The sequence below is a fragment of the Actinomycetospora sp. CA-101289 genome (assembly GCF_050955895.1).
Taxonomy (GTDB): Bacteria; Actinomycetota; Actinomycetes; order Mycobacteriales; family Pseudonocardiaceae; genus Actinomycetospora.
Genome location: NZ_CP192093.1, coordinates 3575465 through 3591278, shown reverse-complemented (window position 1 = coordinate 3591278; position 15814 = coordinate 3575465). Strand labels below are relative to the sequence as shown.

12 protein-coding genes and 1 rRNA gene are annotated in these 15814 nt (G+C 73.5%); all 13 read left to right on the top strand.

Features of this window, described 5'->3' with window-relative positions:
• The first annotated feature begins 210 nt into the window (after window positions 1-210).
• The 13 genes from ACQPX6_RS17860 to ACQPX6_RS17800 all read left to right on the top strand — a co-directional run bounded on the left by ACQPX6_RS17860 (window position 211) and on the right by ACQPX6_RS17800 (window position 15735).
• Window positions 211-2208: an FAD-dependent oxidoreductase gene (locus tag ACQPX6_RS17860; protein ID WP_433781654.1), complete on the top strand. Its 1998-nt coding sequence runs from the start codon at window positions 211-213 to the stop codon at window positions 2206-2208.
• A gap of 38 nt (window positions 2209-2246) precedes the next feature.
• Entirely contained in the window at window positions 2247-3278 is a 1032-nt protein-coding gene (argC, locus tag ACQPX6_RS17855) for an N-acetyl-gamma-glutamyl-phosphate reductase (RefSeq protein ID WP_433781653.1), read from the top strand.
• Complete coding sequence (gene argJ / locus ACQPX6_RS17850; protein ID WP_433781652.1) at window positions 3275-4453, top strand: bifunctional glutamate N-acetyltransferase/amino-acid acetyltransferase ArgJ; 1179 nt, start codon at window positions 3275-3277, stop codon at window positions 4451-4453. Before argC ends, argJ begins: the two co-directional genes overlap by 4 nt.
• Entirely contained in the window at window positions 4450-5400 is a 951-nt protein-coding gene (gene argB / locus ACQPX6_RS17845) for an acetylglutamate kinase (RefSeq protein ID WP_433781651.1), read from the top strand. Before argJ ends, argB begins: the two co-directional genes overlap by 4 nt.
• A gap of 2 nt (window positions 5401-5402) precedes the next feature.
• On the top strand, window positions 5403-6611 hold the full coding sequence (locus ACQPX6_RS17840; RefSeq protein WP_433781650.1) for an acetylornithine transaminase: 1209 nt from the start codon (window positions 5403-5405) through the stop codon (window positions 6609-6611).
• Window positions 6608-7543 (top strand): ornithine carbamoyltransferase, encoded by a 936-nt coding sequence (gene argF, locus ACQPX6_RS17835; protein ID WP_433781649.1) that lies wholly within the window; start codon window positions 6608-6610, stop codon window positions 7541-7543. The genes ACQPX6_RS17840 and argF overlap by 4 nt, the downstream gene beginning before the upstream one ends.
• Window positions 7540-8109 (top strand): arginine repressor, encoded by a 570-nt coding sequence (locus ACQPX6_RS17830; protein WP_433781647.1) that lies wholly within the window; start codon window positions 7540-7542, stop codon window positions 8107-8109. The genes argF and ACQPX6_RS17830 overlap by 4 nt, the downstream gene beginning before the upstream one ends.
• Window positions 8106-9299, top strand: coding sequence for an argininosuccinate synthase (locus tag ACQPX6_RS17825; RefSeq protein ID WP_433781646.1), 1194 nt, complete (start codon window positions 8106-8108; stop codon window positions 9297-9299). Before ACQPX6_RS17830 ends, ACQPX6_RS17825 begins: the two co-directional genes overlap by 4 nt.
• Complete coding sequence (gene argH / locus ACQPX6_RS17820; protein ID WP_433781645.1) at window positions 9299-10723, top strand: argininosuccinate lyase; 1425 nt, start codon at window positions 9299-9301, stop codon at window positions 10721-10723. The genes ACQPX6_RS17825 and argH overlap by 1 nt, the downstream gene beginning before the upstream one ends.
• Window positions 10724-10911: 188 nt before the next feature.
• On the top strand, window positions 10912-11826 hold the full coding sequence (locus ACQPX6_RS17815) for a lytic murein transglycosylase (RefSeq protein ID WP_433781644.1): 915 nt from the start codon (window positions 10912-10914) through the stop codon (window positions 11824-11826).
• A gap of 31 nt (window positions 11827-11857) precedes the next feature.
• Window positions 11858-12487: a DNA-3-methyladenine glycosylase gene (locus tag ACQPX6_RS17810; protein ID WP_433781642.1), complete on the top strand. Its 630-nt coding sequence runs from the start codon at window positions 11858-11860 to the stop codon at window positions 12485-12487.
• A 22-nt stretch (window positions 12488-12509) separates the two neighbouring features.
• Window positions 12510-13787, top strand: coding sequence for a tyrosine--tRNA ligase (gene tyrS, locus ACQPX6_RS17805; RefSeq protein ID WP_433781640.1), 1278 nt, complete (start codon window positions 12510-12512; stop codon window positions 13785-13787).
• 416 nt (window positions 13788-14203) lie between these two features.
• Window positions 14204-15735: ribosomal RNA gene (locus ACQPX6_RS17800) — 16S ribosomal RNA — on the top strand.
• The last annotated feature ends 79 nt before the right edge of the window (window positions 15736-15814 follow it).

Below are 15814 nucleotides of genomic sequence, written 5' to 3'. Positions count from 1 at the left end.
GAGTCCAGCGGCCTCCCACTGCGCCGATCGGGCGAAACCCGGACCGGTGACCGCGCCCCGGGACGCCGTGGACGGCTCGCGGCGCGTCGCGCTCTCAGGTCCACGCAGCGTCGTGATCGACCTTCGTACCGTGACCTGGTCGTGACCCCGGGAGCTCCCCCGTTGCCCGGACGCGGCCACACCTCGACCCCCGACCGAGGAGACCCCTGCATGACCAGCGCGCCCGGACCGAGCGAGCAGCCCGACCAGCACGACCCCGACCCGTCCACCGGCGGCCGCTGGTCGACCGCGGACTTCGTGGTCGGCCGCGGCACGCTGCTCGTCGTCGGCCCGGTGGTCGTGGGGCTGCTGTGGGCGTTCGGCGCGCTGCCGGCGTGGGGCGCGGCGGGCCTGGGCGGGTTCTTCTGCGTCGTGGCGCTGGTGTTCATGGCCCGCCTGCGCCGGGCGGGGGCCCTCGACGGCACGGACGCCGGCGAGGGGGAGGGCGCGCGGGTGCTGGTCGTCGGGGGCGGCTACGCCGGCCTCGTCGCGGCACGTGCCCTGCAGGCGCGGCTGCCCGGCGGCGCGCGGGGCGGGCGTCACCTCGGGCCCGGCGCCGCGACGACGGGCATCGCCGGCATCACCGTGGTCGACCCGCAGGCCCACATGACCTACCAGCCGTTCCTGCCCGAGGCCGCCGCCGGTGCCATCGAGCCGCGCCACCTCACGGTGCCGCTGCGCCGGGTGCTGCGCCGCTGCGACGTGATCACCGGCTCGGTCGCCGCCGTGGACGACGCGTCGCGCCGCGCCGTGGTGAGCCTGCCCGACGGAGGCACGCGCGAGCTGACCTACGACGTGCTGGTGGTCGCGCCCGGCACGACGCCGCGCCGTCTGCCGATCCCGGGGCTCGACGAGCGCGCGCTGCCGTTCCGCTCGGTCACCGATGCGCTCGCGCTGCGCGAGCACGTCCTGTCCCGCCTCGACGCGGCCGCCTCGACGGTCGACCCGGCCGAGCGCCGCCGCCTGCTGACGTTCACCGTGATCGGCGGCGGCTTCGCGGGCCTCGAGGTGCTCGGCGAGCTCGAGGACATGACGCGGCGCGCCGCCCGCCACCAGCCCGGCTACGTCGCCGAGGAGATCCACTGGGTGGTCCTCGAGGCGGCCGGCCGGATCATGCCCGAGGTCAGCCCGGCCCTGGCCGCCCGCGTGCACGCCCAGCTGCTGCGCCGCGGCGTCGAGGTGCGGGTGGGCGCGAAGATCACGTCCGCGGAGGGCGGCACGGTCGTCCTCGCGGGCGGCACGAGCTTCGCCACCGACACGGTCGTCGCCGCTGCGGGCTCGGTGCCCAACCCGCTGCTCGAGCGCACCGACCTGCCGCTCGACCCGCGCGGGCGGGTGCGCTGCTCGACCACGCTGCAGGTCCGTGACCGCGCGCACGTGTTCACCGCCGGCGACTGCGCCGCGGTCCCCGACGTGACCGTGCCGACCCCGCGCGACGGCGACCCGGTGACCACCGCGCCGACCGCCCAGCACGCCGTGCGCCAGGCCCGCCTGCTCGCCCGCAACGTCGACGCCTTCCTCGCCGGGCGCCTGCTCAAGGGCTACCGGCACGCCAACGCCGGGGCCGTCGCGGGCCTCGGGCGCCGGCGCGGCGCGGCGCAGATCGGGCGGCTGCGCTTCACCGGCTGGGCCGCGTTCCTGCTCCACCGCGCGTACCACCTCTGGGCCATGCCCACCGCGGACCGCACGGTGCGCATCGCCCTCGACTGGCTCGTCTCCGGGCTGATGGGCCGCGACCTCGTGGCCGTCGGGCGCCGTGACGCCGCGCCCGTGCCCGACGCCGACGCCCCGCCGACGGTCGCGCCGCGGGTCGACGAGAGCGAGATCGGGGAGCGGACGCCGAACACCGGCGGGACCCCGACCTGGGGCGCCGAGCCCCCGGCCCCGGCCACCGGGCCGCTGCCCGTGGTCTCCGCCCGCCCCGCCAGCGCCACCGACTCCCAGGGTCTGCCGGCGTGGCAGATCGCCGCCGCGCAGTCGGGCTCGTTCCCGGTGCCCGACCCGGCGCCGGCGGGCTCGGCGGAGATGACGATCCGCGAGCCGCACCCCTCGCTGCCGTTCCGCGAGCCGACGCCGTCGCTCTCCTTCGGCGAGCCGGCCCGCGAGGACGGGCCCCGCGCGCCCTACCCGTCGACCAGTCGCCCCCGGCACTCGCTCCGCGACTCCTGACACCTCGTTTGCATGGCTTTTCGTGAACGTGCATAGTGATGCGTATGCGCATCGCCGTGGCGGGAGCCAGCGGGTACGTCGGGGGTGAGGTGCTGCGGCTCGCCCTGGGCCATCCCGAGGTCGAGATCGGGGCGGTGACGGCGGGGGAGTCCGCGGGCTCCGCGCTCGGCGCCCACCAGCCGCACCTGCCCTCGCTCGCCGACCGCACGATCGCCGAGACCACGCCCGAGCAGCTCGCGGGGCACGACGTCGTGTTCCTCGCCCTGCCACACGGGCGCTCGGCGGAGCTCGCCGCGCAGCTGCCGGACGACGTGCTCGTCGTCGACTGCGGCGCCGACCACCGCCTCACCGACCCCGCGGCCTGGCAGCGCTGGTACGGCGGCGAGCACGCCGGCGCCTGGCCCTACGGCCTGCCCGAGCTCCCCGGCGCTCGCGAGGCCCTGCGCGGCGCCCAGCGCATCGCCGTCCCCGGGTGCTACCCGACGGCCAGCACCCTGGCCGCGTTCCCCGCCGTCGCCGCCGGGTTGGTCGAGCCCGACGTCAGCATCGTGGCGTTCTCCGGCACCTCGGGCGCGGGCAAGGCGGCCAAGCCGCACCTGCTCGGCGCCGAGGTCATGGGCTCGGCCACCGCGTACGGGGTCGGCGGCGGCCACCGGCACACCCCCGAGATCGTGCAGAACCTCGCGGCCGTGAGCCCCCAGCCGGTCCGGGTGTCGTTCACCCCGGTGCTCGCGCCGATGCCCCGCGGGATCCTCGCGGTGGCCAGCGCCCCGCTGGCCGACGACGGCGTCACCGAGGACCAGGCGCGGGAGGCCTACGCCAAGGCCTACGACGCCGAGCCGTTCGTGCACCTGCTGCCCGCCGGCGTCCAGCCCGCGACCAAGTCCGTGGTCGGCTCCAACACCGTGCAGCTCCAGGTCGCGGTCGACGTCGACGCCGGGCGCCTCGTGGTCACCGCCGTGATCGACAACCTCACCAAGGGCACGGCCGGCGGCGCGTTCCAGTCGGTCAACCTCGCCCTCGGCCTCGAGGAGACCCTCGGCCTGCCCACGACGGGAGTGCACCCGTGAGCGTCACCGCCGCCCAGGGCTTCCGGGCCGCCGGCGTCCGGGCCGGCTTGCGGGTTCAATCTTCTCTTGGCCCAACGGCGACCCGCCCCGACCTCGCCCTGATCGTCAACGACGGCCCCGAGCAGGTCGCCGCCGGCGTCTTCACGCGCAACCAGGTCAAGGCCGCGCCCGTGCTCTGGTCGCAGCAGGTGCTGCACGAGCAGCGCCTGCGCGCCGTCGTGCTCAACGCCGGCGGCGCCAACGCCTGCACCGGCCCGGACGGCTTCGGCGACACCCACCGCACCGCCGAGAAGGTCGCCGACGTCCTGGGCTGCGGCGCGATCGAGGTCGCCGTGTGCTCCACCGGCCTCATCGGTGAGCGCCTGCCGATCGAGCAGCTGCTCCACGGCGTCGACGACGCGGCGGGGGAGCTCGCCGACGGCGAGGACGCCGGCACCGCCGCGGCCACGGCCGTGCTGACGACCGACACGGTCGACAAGCAGGCCGCTCGCGGCCGCCACGGCTGGACGGTCGGCGGCTTCGCCAAGGGCGCCGGGATGATGGCCCCGAGCCTCGCCACGATGCTCGTCGTCGTCACGACGGACGCGGTCGTCGACGCGGCCACGGCCGACGCGGCGCTCCGCGCGGCCACCGCGCAGACGTTCGACCGCCTCGACATCGACGGCTCCACCAGCACCAACGACACCGTGCTGCTGCTGTCCTCCGGCGCCTCGGGGGTCGAGGCCGACGCCGACGCGTTCACCGCGGTGCTCACCGAGGTCTGCGACGACCTCGCGCGCGGCCTCCAGGCCGACGCCGAGGGCGTCACCAAGCGGATCGCGGTGACCGTCGCCGGCGCCCGCGACGACCGGGACGCGCTGGTCGCCGCCCGCGCGATCGCGCGCGACAGCCTCGTCAAGACCGCGCTCTTCGGCTCCGACCCGAACTGGGGCCGCATCGCCGCCGCGGTCGGCGCGAGCGAGGCCTACGTCGACCCGCAGAGGCTCTCGGTGACCGTCAACGGGGTGCTGCTCTGCGAGGCCGCGGCGGCGGTGGGGGACCGGAGCAAGGCCGACCTCTCCGGCCCCGAGGTCGCCGTCGAGGTCGGCCTCGGCGCCGGCGAGGGCCGGGCGACCGTGCTGACCACGGACCTCTCGCACGCGTACGTCGAGGAGAACAGCGCGTACTCCACATGACCGACATCGACACCGATCAGACGCTGACGTCCATCCCCGTCCCCGCCGACGTCCCCGACCGCTACCACGCGGCCGCGGCCAAGGCCGGCGTGCTCGCCGAGGCCCTGCCGTGGCTGCAGCGGTTCCAGGGCGCGGTCGTGGTCGTGAAGTACGGCGGCAACGCGATGACCGACGACGCGCTGCGCCGCGCGTTCGCCGAGGACATGGTGTTCCTGCGCCTCGCCGGCATCCGCCCGGTCGTGGTGCACGGCGGCGGCCCGCAGATCACGACCATGCTCGGCCGGCTCGGCATGGAGGGCGAGTTCCGCGGCGGCCTGCGCGTCACGACCCCGGAGACCATGGACGTCGTCCGCATGGTGCTGGTGGGCCAGGTCGGCCGCGAGCTCGTCGGGCTGATCAACGCCCACGGCCCCTACGCCGTCGGGCTCTCCGGCGAGGACGCGCGCCTGTTCACCGCCGCGCGCCGCACGGCCACCGTCGACGGCGAGCAGGTCGACGTCGGGCTCGTCGGCGACGTCGTCGACGTCAACCCCGCCGCCGTGCTCGACCTGGTCGCCGGCGGGCGCATCCCCGTCGTGTCGACGGTCGCCCCGGACGTCGACGGCGTGGTGCACAACGTCAACGCCGACACCGCGGCGGCCGCCCTGGCCGAGGCGCTCGGTGCGCGCAAGCTCGTCGTGCTCACCGACGTCGAGGGGCTCTACAGCGACTGGCCCGACCGCTCGAGCCTGCGCTCGTCGATCGACGACGTCGAGCTCGAGGCCCTGATGCCGTCCCTGTCCAGCGGGATGATCCCGAAGATGGAGGCCTGCCTGCGGGCGGTGCAGGGCGGCGTGCCCCGGGCGCACGTCATCGACGGGCGGGTGGCGCACTCGGTGCTGCTCGAGGTGTTCACCAGCGCGGGGGTCGGGACGATGGTCGTCCCGGCCGACGGGAAGGAGGCCTGACCATGACTCAGACGATCACCGGTGAGGACCTCCGCCGCCGCTGGAACGCCTCGCTCATGGTCAACTACGGCACCCCGCCGATCAGCCTCGTGCGCGGCGAGGGCGCCCGGGTGTGGGACGCCGACGGCACCGAGTACCTCGACCTGCTCGGCGGCATCGCGGTGAACCTCCTCGGCCACGCGCACCCGGCCGTCGTCGAGGCGGTGTCCCGCCAGGTCGCGACGCTGGGGCACACCTCGAACCTCGTGATCAACCCGCTCACCGTCGAGCTCGCCGAGCGCCTGCTCGACCTGCTCGGCCACCCCGGGCGCGTGCTGTTCTGCAACTCCGGCGCCGAGGCCAACGAGACGGCCTTCAAGATCGCCCGGCGCACCGGCCGGCCGAAGATCCTCGCCGCCGAGAACGCGTTCCACGGCCGGACGATGGGCGCGCTGTCGCTGACCGGGCAGCCGGCGAAGCGGACCCCGTTCGAGCCGCTGGTGCCCGGCGTGGAGTTCGTGCCCTACGGCGACGTCGAGGCGCTGCGCGCGGCCGTCGACGACGACACGGCCGCCGTGTTCCTCGAGCCGATGCAGGGCGAGGCCGGCGTGATCGTCCCCGCCGACGGCTACCTGCGCGCCGCCCGCGACATCACCGCCGAGCGCGGTGCGCTGCTCGTGCTCGACGAGGTCCAGACCGGGGTCGGGCGCACCGGCCTGTGGTTCGCCCACCAGCGCACCGACGTCGTCCCGGACGTCGTCACGCTGGCCAAGGGCCTCGGCGGCGGGCTGCCGATCGGCGCCTGCATCGGGGTCGGCGCGGCCGGGGACCTCCTCGGCCCCGGCCAGCACGGCACCACCTTCGGCGGCAACCCCGTGTGCTGCGCCGCCGCGCTGGCCGTGCTCGACACGATCGCCTCCGACGGCCTGCTCGAGCGCGCCACGGCGCTGGGCCGCGACGTCGCCGCGCGGATCGAGGGCCTGGGCCACGGCGCGGTCGACCACGTCGACGCCGTCGGCATCCTCATCGGCGTCGCGCTGCACGAGCCGATCTCCACCCAGGTCACCGCCGCCGCCCGCGAGGTCGGCTACCTGATCAACAACGCCGTCCCGGGGCGCGTGCGGCTCGCGCCGCCGGTGGTGGTCACCGACGAGCAGGTCGACGGGTTCCTCACCGCCCTGCCCGGGCTGCTCGACCAGGGCGCCGCCGCGGCCGAGGCGGCCGGCTCGTGACCCTGCTGACCACCGGCGTGCGGCACCTCCTGCGCGACGACGACCTGAGCCCGGCTGAGCAGGCCGAGGTGCTCGAGCTGGCGGCGACGATGAAGGCCGACCCGTTCGGGCAGCGGCCCCTGGCCGGCCCGCGGGCGGTCGCCGTGGTGTTCGACAAGAGCTCCACCCGCACCCGCGTGTCCTTCGAGGTCGGCATCGCCGCGCTCGGCGGCACCCCGGTGATGATCGACGGGAACGCCGCCCAGCTCGGGCGCGGCGAGACGATCGCCGACACCGCGCGGGTGCTCTCGCGCTACGTCGACGCGATCATCTGGCGCACGAGCAGCGAGGAGCGCATCCAGGAGATGGCCGCGTCCGCGACCGTCCCGGTGGTCAACGCGCTGACCGACGGGTTCCACCCGTGCCAGGTGCTCGCCGACCTGCAGACCGTCACCGAGCGCCACGGCCGCACCGCCGGGCTGACGCTGACCTACCTGGGCGACGGCGCCAACAACATGGCCCACTCGCTGCTGCTCGGCGGCGCGACCGCCGGCATGCACGTCCGGATCGCCGGCCCGACGGGCTTCACACCCGCCGAGGACGTCGTCGACGCCGCCCGGGCACGAGCGGCCGACACCGGCGGCTCGGTCACCGTCACCGACGACCCGGCCGCCGCCGAGGGCGCCGACGTCCTCGTCACCGACACCTGGACCTCCATGGGCCAGGAGGGCGACGGCCGCGACCGCGCGGCGCTGGCGCCGTTCCGCGTCGACGAGGCGCTGGTCGCCCGCGCCCGCCCGGACGTCACCGTCCTGCACTGCCTGCCGGCCCACCGCGGCGACGAGATCACCGCGGAGGTCATCGACGGGCCGCGCTCGGCGGTCTGGGACGAGGCCGAGAACCGCCTGCACGCCCAGAAGGCCGTGCTGACGTGGTTGCTGGAGCACTCGTGACCGAGACGGCGAAGGGCAATAGGGGGAGCACGCCGATAGGCAGCCGGGCCGCCCGCCAGGCGCGCGTGGTCGCGCTGCTGACCGAGCGCGAGGTGCACAGCCAGGCCGAGCTGGCCGGGCTGCTCGCGTCCGAGGGCGTCGAGGTCACCCAGGCGACGCTGTCGCGCGACCTCGACGAGCTGGGCGCGGTGAAGCTGCGCGGCGCCGACGGCGGGGTCGGGCGCTACGTCGTCCCCGACGACGGCAGCCCGGTGCGCGGCGTCGTCGGCGGCACCGACAGACTGTCGAGGCTGCTCGCCGAGCTGCTGGTCTCCGCGGACCACTCCGGCAACCTCGCGGTGCTGCGCACCCCGCCCGGTGCGGCGCACTACCTGGCCAGCGCGCTGGACCGCGCGGCACTGGCCGAGGTGGTCGGCTGCATCGCCGGCGACGACACGGTGCTCGTCGTCGCCCGCGAGCCCCTCGACGGGGCCGGTCTCGCGGCGCGGCTGCGGACCCTGAGCACACGGACGACGGCGCGGTCGTCCCCGGACATCGAGCACGAGCAGGAAGAGGGAGAGCAGTGAGCGAGCGGATCGTGCTGGCGTACTCCGGGGGTCTCGACACCTCGGTCGCCATCGGCTGGATCGCCGAGGAGACCGGGCGCGAGGTCGTCGCGGTCGCCGTCGACGTGGGGCAGGGCGGTGAGGACCTCGAGGTCATCCGCAAGCGCGCCCTGGACTGCGGCGCGGTGGAGGCGGCCGTCGCCGACGCCCGCGACGAGTACGCCGAGCAGTACTGCCTGCCGGCGCTGCGGGCCAACGCGCTCTACATGGACCGGTACCCGCTGGTCTCGGCGCTCTCGCGCCCGCTGATCGTCAAGCACCTGGCCGACGCCGCCCGCGCCCACGGCGCGTCGACCGTCGCCCACGGCTGCACGGGCAAGGGCAACGACCAGGTGCGCTTCGAGGTCGGCGTGGGCGCGCTCGCCCCCGACCTCGACGTCATCGCCCCGGTCCGCGACTTCGCGTGGACCCGCGAGAAGGCGATCGCCTGGGCCGAGGAGCGCTCGCTGCCCATCGACGTCAACAAGCGCTCGCCCTACTCGATCGACCAGAACGTGTGGGGTCGCGCGGTCGAGACCGGCTTCCTCGAGGACATCTGGAACGGGCCGATCGAGGACGTCTACTCCTACACCGCGAACCCCGCCGAGCCGCGCGACGTCGACGAGGTCGTGATCGGCTTCGAGGCCGGCGTGCCGGTGACGGTCGACGGCCAGAAGGTCTCGGTGCTGCAGGCCATCGAGCAGCTCAACCAGCGCGCGGGCGCGCAGGGCGTCGGACGGCTGGACATGGTCGAGGACCGCCTCGTCGGCATCAAGAGCCGCGAGGTCTACGAGGCCCCCGGCGCGATCGCGCTGATCACCGCGCACCAGGAGCTGGAGAACGTGACGCTCGAGCGCGAGCAGTCGCGGTTCAAGCGCCAGGTCGAGCAGCGCTGGGGCGAGCTGGTCTACGACGGCCTCTGGTACTCGCCGCTGCGCCGCAGCCTCGACGCGTTCGTCGACTCCACCCAGGAGCACGTCACCGGCGAGATCCGGATGACGCTGCACGGCGGCCGCGCGGTGCCGACGGGCCGGCGCAGCGCCGCGTCGCTCTACGACTTCAACCTCGCCACCTACGACGAGGGCGACCTGTTCGACCAGTCGCTGGCCAAGGGCTTCGTGCAGCTCTGGGGCCTCCCGTCGAAGATCGCGGCCCGGCGGGACCAGGCCTGATGCCGGAAGGGTCTGCCCTCTGGGGCGGGCGCTTCGCGTCCGGCCCGGACGCGGTGATGGCGGCGCTGTCGAAGTCGACGCAGTTCGACTGGGTGCTCGCGCCCTACGACATCGCCGGCTCCCGCGCCCACGCCCGCGTGCTGCACGGCGCGGGCCTGCTCAGCGACGAGCAGCTCGCGGGCATGCTCGACGGGCTCGCGCGCCTCGAGGCCGACGTCGCCTCGGGGGCGTTCGTCGCCGCCCCCGAGGACGAGGACGTGCACACCGCCATGGAGCGCGGGCTCATCGAGCGGGTGGGCGACGAGCTGGGCGGGCGGCTGCGGGCCGGGCGCTCGCGCAACGACCAGATCGCCACCCAGCTGCGGATGTGGCTGCGCGACACCCTGCGCGCGGTGGTGCGCGGGGTGACCGGGGTGGTCGACGCGCTGCTCGTCCAGGGCCGGCTGCACCCCGATGCGCCGATGCCGGGGCGCACGCACCTGCAGCACGCCCAGCCGGTGCTGCTCGCCCACCACCTGAGCGCGCACGCCCAGGCCCTGCTGCGCGACGTCGACCGCTGCCGGGACCTCGACCGGCGGCTGTCGTACTCGCCGTACGGGTCGGGCGCCCTGGCCGGGACCTCGCTGGGCCTGGACCCGGCCGCGGTGGCCCGGGACCTCGGCTTCACCGACGCCGTCGACAACTCGATCGACGGCACGGCGTCGCGCGACCTCGCCGCCGAGGGCGCGTTCGTGCTGGCCATGGTGGCGGTGGACCTGTCGCGGATCGCCGAGGAGGTGATCCTCTGGGCCACCGCGGAGTTCGGCTACGTGACGCTCGCCGACGCCTGGTCGACCGGGTCGTCGATCATGCCGCAGAAGAAGAACCCCGACGTCGCGGAGCTCGCCCGCGGCAAGGCCGGGCGGCTGGTCGGCAACCTCGCCGGGCTGATGACGACGCTCAAGGCCCTCCCGCTGGCGTACAACCGCGACCTGCAGGAGGACAAGGAGCCGCTGTTCGACTCGGCGGCCCAGCTCGCGATGGTGCTCCCGGCGATGGCCGGCATGATCAGGACGCTCGAGTTCCACACCGACCGCCTCGCCGAGCTCGCGCCCGCGGGGTTCACGCTGGCCACCGACCTCGCCGAGTGGCTCGTGCGCCAGGGCGTCCCGTTCCGCCGGGCCCACGCGGCGGCGGGCGCCTGCGTCCGCGCGGCCGAGGCCCGGGGGGTCGGGCTCGACGAGCTCACCGACGACGAGCTGGCCGCGTGCGACCCGGCCCTGACCCCCGATGTGCGCGGGGTGCTCACGGTGGCGGGCTCCATCGCGTCCCGTGACGCCCACGGCGGCACGGCCCCGAAGCGGGTGTCCGAGCAGCTCGACCGCATCGCCGGCGCGGCCATCGAGGCCCACGCCTGGTCCGGCCGCCCGGTCGCCCGCCGCTGACGCCCCAGTGTCAGCGAAGTGGCGTCGCAGACGTTGAGTGTCCGTATCGGCACTTCGATCACCGCGCAGCGGCGCTCCGCGAGCCTCGGCGTACGTCCGTCCGGGCGGTGCTCCGTGCGCCGCCCGGACGAGCGCGCGGGGCGTCGTTAGCGTTGCTCCACGTGGGGACGAGGCGGGGCGGTCGGTGGGTGGCCGTCCTGGCCCTGCTCGCCGCCCTGACCGCCTGCGCCGGCGACCCCGCCCCACCTCCGGCCGCCACCCCGGCGTCGCCCGCACCCCCCACACCGACGGCCCCGCCCTCCGACGAGATCGGCCCCCACGGCCCGGCCGTCCCCGAGGAGCCGGTGGCCCTCGCCCGCACCGTCGAGGCCGCCCAGGCCACGATCGCCGACCCCGCCCGGCCGCCCGCCGAGGTCGCCGCGGCCGCGCGCACCGCGCAGGTCGCGTACGAGGAGCTCGCCTTCCACCCCGACCGCCTCGCCCCGGTGCTCGCCGCCCTGCCGCCCGGACCGGCCGACACCACGAACAAGATCGTCACCGCCGGCCGCGACCTCCTCGGTATGGCCCGCGGCGTCCCCGGCGACGAGCTGCCCGCCTGGCGGGTCGTCGAGCCGCTGCCGCCCGACCGGCTCCGCACGCTCTACGCCGAGGCCCAGGACCGCTTCGGCGTGCCCTGGCACGTGCTCGCCGCGGTCAACCTCGTCGAGACGCGGATGGGCCGCATCGCCTCGAACTCCGAGGCCGGCGCCCGCGGGCCGATGCAGTTCATGCCCAGCACCTGGGCGAGCTACGGCCTGGGCGGCGACATCGACGACCCGCACGACGCGATCCTCGGCGCCGCCAACTACCTGCGCGCCAACGGCGGCGCCACCGACGCGGGCCTGGACCGGGCGCTCAAGCGCTACAACAACGACGTCCGCTACGTCCGCGCCGTGCGCGCCTACGCCGGGCTGATGGCGGTCGACGAGCGCGCCTTCCTCGGCTTCCACGCCTGGGAGGTCTACTTCCGCACCACCTCGGGCCGGGTGCACCTGCCCGTCGGCTACGACGAGCCCGCGGCCATCCGGGCCGTCGACTTCCTGGCCCGCACCTCCCCGCGCTGACCCGCCGCGTCGACGGGCAGGATCGGCGCCGATGACGTCCCTGCTCCCGGCCGCCGCCCTGCGCGACGACGTGCTCGCCGCCGCCCGGCGCCTGCTCGGCTGCGAGCTCGTCGCCGAGACCCCCGACGGCGAGGTCCGCGTCCGGGTGGTCGAGGTCGAGGCCTACCGCGGCGCCGACGACCCGGCCTCGCACTGCTACCGGGGCCGGACGCCCCGCAACGCCGTGATGTGGGGACCGGCGGGCCATCTCTACGTCTACTTCGTCTACGGCATGCACTTCTGCGCCAACGTCGTTTGCCTCACCGAGGGCGTGGCCGGTGCGGTGCTGCTGCGCGCGGGCGAGGTCCTCTCCGACCCCGGCGTGGCGCACGTCCGGCGACCCACCGCCCGGGGCCGCGACGCCGAGCTCGCCCGCGGACCCGCGCGACTGTGCACGCTGCTGGGGCTCGGCCGGGAGCACGACGGCGTGGACGTGCTCGACCCCGCGTCGCCGGTGCGCCTCGAGACGGGCGACCCGGTGCCCGATGCCGACGTCCGCACCGGTCCGCGGGTCGGCGTCGCGGCCGGGCAGCAGCGGCCGTGGCGGTTCTGGGTGGCCGGCTCCCCGGCCGTCACGCCGTATAAGGCGGGACGCGCGCGGACCGACGGTCCGGACTGGTGAGCGCGTTCGGCAGACTGGGGTCGTGACCGACCTGCACATCCTCGACGACCTCGCCTGGCGGGGCCTCATCGCCCAGAGCACCGACCTCGACGCGCTGCGCCGCGACCTCGACGCCGGGATGGTCACGCTGTACTCGGGCATCGACCCCACCGCGCCGAGCGCGCACATCGGGCACCTGCTCCAGTGGCTGACCCTCGCGCGCTTCCAGCGGGCGGGGCACCGCCCGATCGCGCTCGTGGGCGGGGCGACGGGCCTCATCGGCGACCCCAAGCCCACCTCGGAGCGCACGCTCAACGACCGCGACGTCGTCGCCGCCTGGGTCGACAAGCTCGGGGCGCAGCTGCGCCCGTTCCTCGACTTCGAGGGCGCGAACGGGGCCCTGCTGGTCAACAACCTCGACTGGACCGAGGGCCTGTCGGCGCTGGACTTCCTGCGCGACGTCGGCAAGCACTTCCGCGTCGGCCGGATGCTGGCCAAGGAGGCCGTCAGCCGGCGGATGGAGTCCGACGAGGGCATCAGCTACGCGGAGTTCTCCTACCAGCTGCTGCAGTCCTACGACTTCCTCGAGCTGTACCGCCGCTACGGCTGCACGCTGCAGACCGGCGGGAGCGACCAGTGGGGCAACCTCACCGCCGGCACCGACCTCGTCCACCGCGTCGAGGGACGGTCGCTGCACGCGCTGGGCACACCGCTGATCACGAAGGCCGACGGCACCAAGTTCGGCAAGACCGAGAGCGGCACGGTGTGGCTCGACCGCGAGCTGACCAGCCCGTACGCCTTCTACCAGTTCTGGATCCAGGCCGAGGACGCGATGGTCGGCACGTACCTGCGGGCCTTCACGTGGCTGTCCCACGACGAGATCACCGAGCTCGAGCGGCTGACCGCGGAGAAGCCCCAGGCACGGGAGGCGCAGCGGGCCCTGGCCCGGGCGGTGACCGCGCTGGTGCACGGCGAGGACGAGGTCGCCCGCGCCGAGGCCGCCAGCCGCGCGCTCTTCGGCCGGGGGGAGCTGGCCGCGCTCGACGCCGCGACGCTCGCCGCGGCGGTCGCCGAGATCCCGTCCTTCACCGCGACGCGGTCGGAGAACCCGACGATCGTCGACCTGCTCGTCGGCAGTGGTCTGGCGTCCAGCCGGGGCGCGGCCCGGCGCACCGTGGCCGAGGGCGGGGCGTACGTGAACAACACGAAGATCGAGACCGAGGACTGGGCGCCCGCCGACGCGGACCTGCTGCACGGCCGCTGGCTCGTCGTTCGCCGCGGCAAGCGCAACGCCGCCGGGGTCGAGCTCGCGGGCACCTGACGGGGGGTTCCCGCGTCCGCGGGGCCGGGCACCAGCGGTGACCAGCACGGACGCGGTGATCCACCCCCGCGTCGGGTCAGGTTCGGGCGTGTGTAGAGTTCTGCTCGTCGCGAGGTCAGGGGTTGTCCCCGGGCTCCGCGGCCGAGTAGGTTGGGAGGTCGCCCTCCCGGATGTCCGCTCTCAGAGCGGGTGGTACGGTGGCGAAGCACCGCGAGGAACCCGGCCCAATGGGTCTGGCAGAGTCGTGTGTGGTTGTCCTTTGAGAACTCAACAGTGTGCCGATGTTTGGTGTGTTTGTCCTCGTCGGCGTTGCAGGGCTTTGGTCTTGTGGTGTCGTGGGGTTTCTTTGAGTGTGCCCGGCTTTGTTTGCCAGTGGGGTCGGGTGCTTTTTGCTGGGACTTTTGTTCCGATGTTTTTTGTTGGAGAGTTTGATCCTGGCTCAGGACGAACGCTGGCGGCGTGCTTAACACATGCAAGTCGAGCGGTAAGGCCCTTCGGGGTACACGAGCGGCGAACGGGTGAGTAACACGTGGGTGACCTGCCCTCCACTTCGGGATAAGCCCGGGAAACTGGGTCTAATACCGGATAGGACCTTCTGGTGCATGCCGGTGGGTGGAAAGTTTTTTCGGTGGGGGATGGGCCCGCGGTCTATCAGCTTGTTGGTGGGGTGATGGCCTACCAAGGCGACGACGGATAGCCGGCCTGAGAGGGTGATCGGCCACACTGGGACTGAGACACGGCCCAGACTCCTACGGGAGGCAGCAGTGGGGAATCTTGCGCAATGGGCGGAAGCCTGACGCAGCAACGCCGCGTGAGGGATGACGGCCTTCGGGTTGTAAACCTCTTTCGCGATCGACGAAGGTCCATCTTCTGGGTGGGCTGACGGTAGGTCGAGAAGAAGCACCGGCCAACTACGTGCCAGCAGCCGCGGTAATACGTAGGGTGCGAGCGTTGTCCGGAATTATTGGGCGTAAAGAGCTCGTAGGCGGTGTGTCACGTCGGCCGTGAAAACCTGGGGCTCAACTCTGGGCGTGCGGTCGATACGGGCATCACTAGAGTTCGGCAGGGGAGACTGGAATTCCTGGTGTAGCGGTGAAATGCGCAGATATCAGGAGGAACACCGGTGGCGAAGGCGGGTCTCTGGGCCGATACTGACGCTGAGGAGCGAAAGCATGGGTAGCGAACAGGATTAGATACCCTGGTAGTCCATGCCGTAAACGTTGGGCGCTAGGTGTGGGGTCCATTCCACGGGTTCCGTGCCGCAGCTAACGCATTAAGCGCCCCGCCTGGGGAGTACGGCCGCAAGGCTAAAACTCAAAGGAATTGACGGGGGCCCGCACAAGCGGCGGAGCATGTGGATTAATTCGATGCAACGCGAAGAACCTTACCTGGGTTTGACATGCACCTGACGCGTCCAGAGATGGGCGTTCCCTTGTGGCAGGTGTGCAGGTGGTGCATGGCTGTCGTCAGCTCGTGTCGTGAGATGTTGGGTTAAGTCCCGCAACGAGCGCAACCCTTGTCCTATGTTGCCAGCGGGTTATGCCGGGGACTCATGGGAGACTGCCGGGGTCAACTCGGAGGAAGGTGGGGATGACGTCAAGTCATCATGCCCCTTATGTCCAGGGCTTCACACATGCTACAATGGCCGGTACAGAGGGCTGCGAAGCCGTGAGGTGGAGCGAATCTCGTAAAGCCGGTCTCAGTTCGGATCGGGGTCTGCAACTCGACCCCGTGAAGTCGGAGTCGCTAGTAATCGCAGATCAGCAACGCTGCGGTGAATACGTTCCCGGGCCTTGTACACACCGCCCGTCACGTCACGAAAGTCGGTAACACCCGAAGCCCGTGGCCCAACCCGTAAGGGGGGGAGCGGTCGAAGGTGGGACTGGCGATTGGGACGAAGTCGTAACAAGGTAGCCGTACCGGAAGGTGCGGCTGGATCACCTCCTTTCTAAGGAGCTTCACCGAACACTTCTCGGCTGGCGTGTCCACAGGCGACTGTTCTGTGCACGCATGGTTGTAGGGGTGGA

Bases quoted from the DNA above. Each gene is read 5' to 3' on its own strand.
- argB (WP_433781651.1), top strand. From the start codon at position 4,450: ATGACCGACATCGACACCGATCAGACGCTGACGTCCATCCCCGTCCCC.
- argC (WP_433781653.1), top strand. From the start codon at position 2,247: ATGCGTATGCGCATCGCCGTGGCGGGAGCCAGCGGGTACGTCGGGGGT.
- ACQPX6_RS17860 (WP_433781654.1), top strand. From the start codon at position 211: ATGACCAGCGCGCCCGGACCGAGCGAGCAGCCCGACCAGCACGACCCC.
- ACQPX6_RS17810 (WP_433781642.1), top strand. From the start codon at position 11,858: ATGACGTCCCTGCTCCCGGCCGCCGCCCTGCGCGACGACGTGCTCGCC.
- ACQPX6_RS17840 (WP_433781650.1), top strand. From the start codon at position 5,403: ATGACTCAGACGATCACCGGTGAGGACCTCCGCCGCCGCTGGAACGCC.
- argH (WP_433781645.1), top strand. From the start codon at position 9,299: ATGCCGGAAGGGTCTGCCCTCTGGGGCGGGCGCTTCGCGTCCGGCCCG.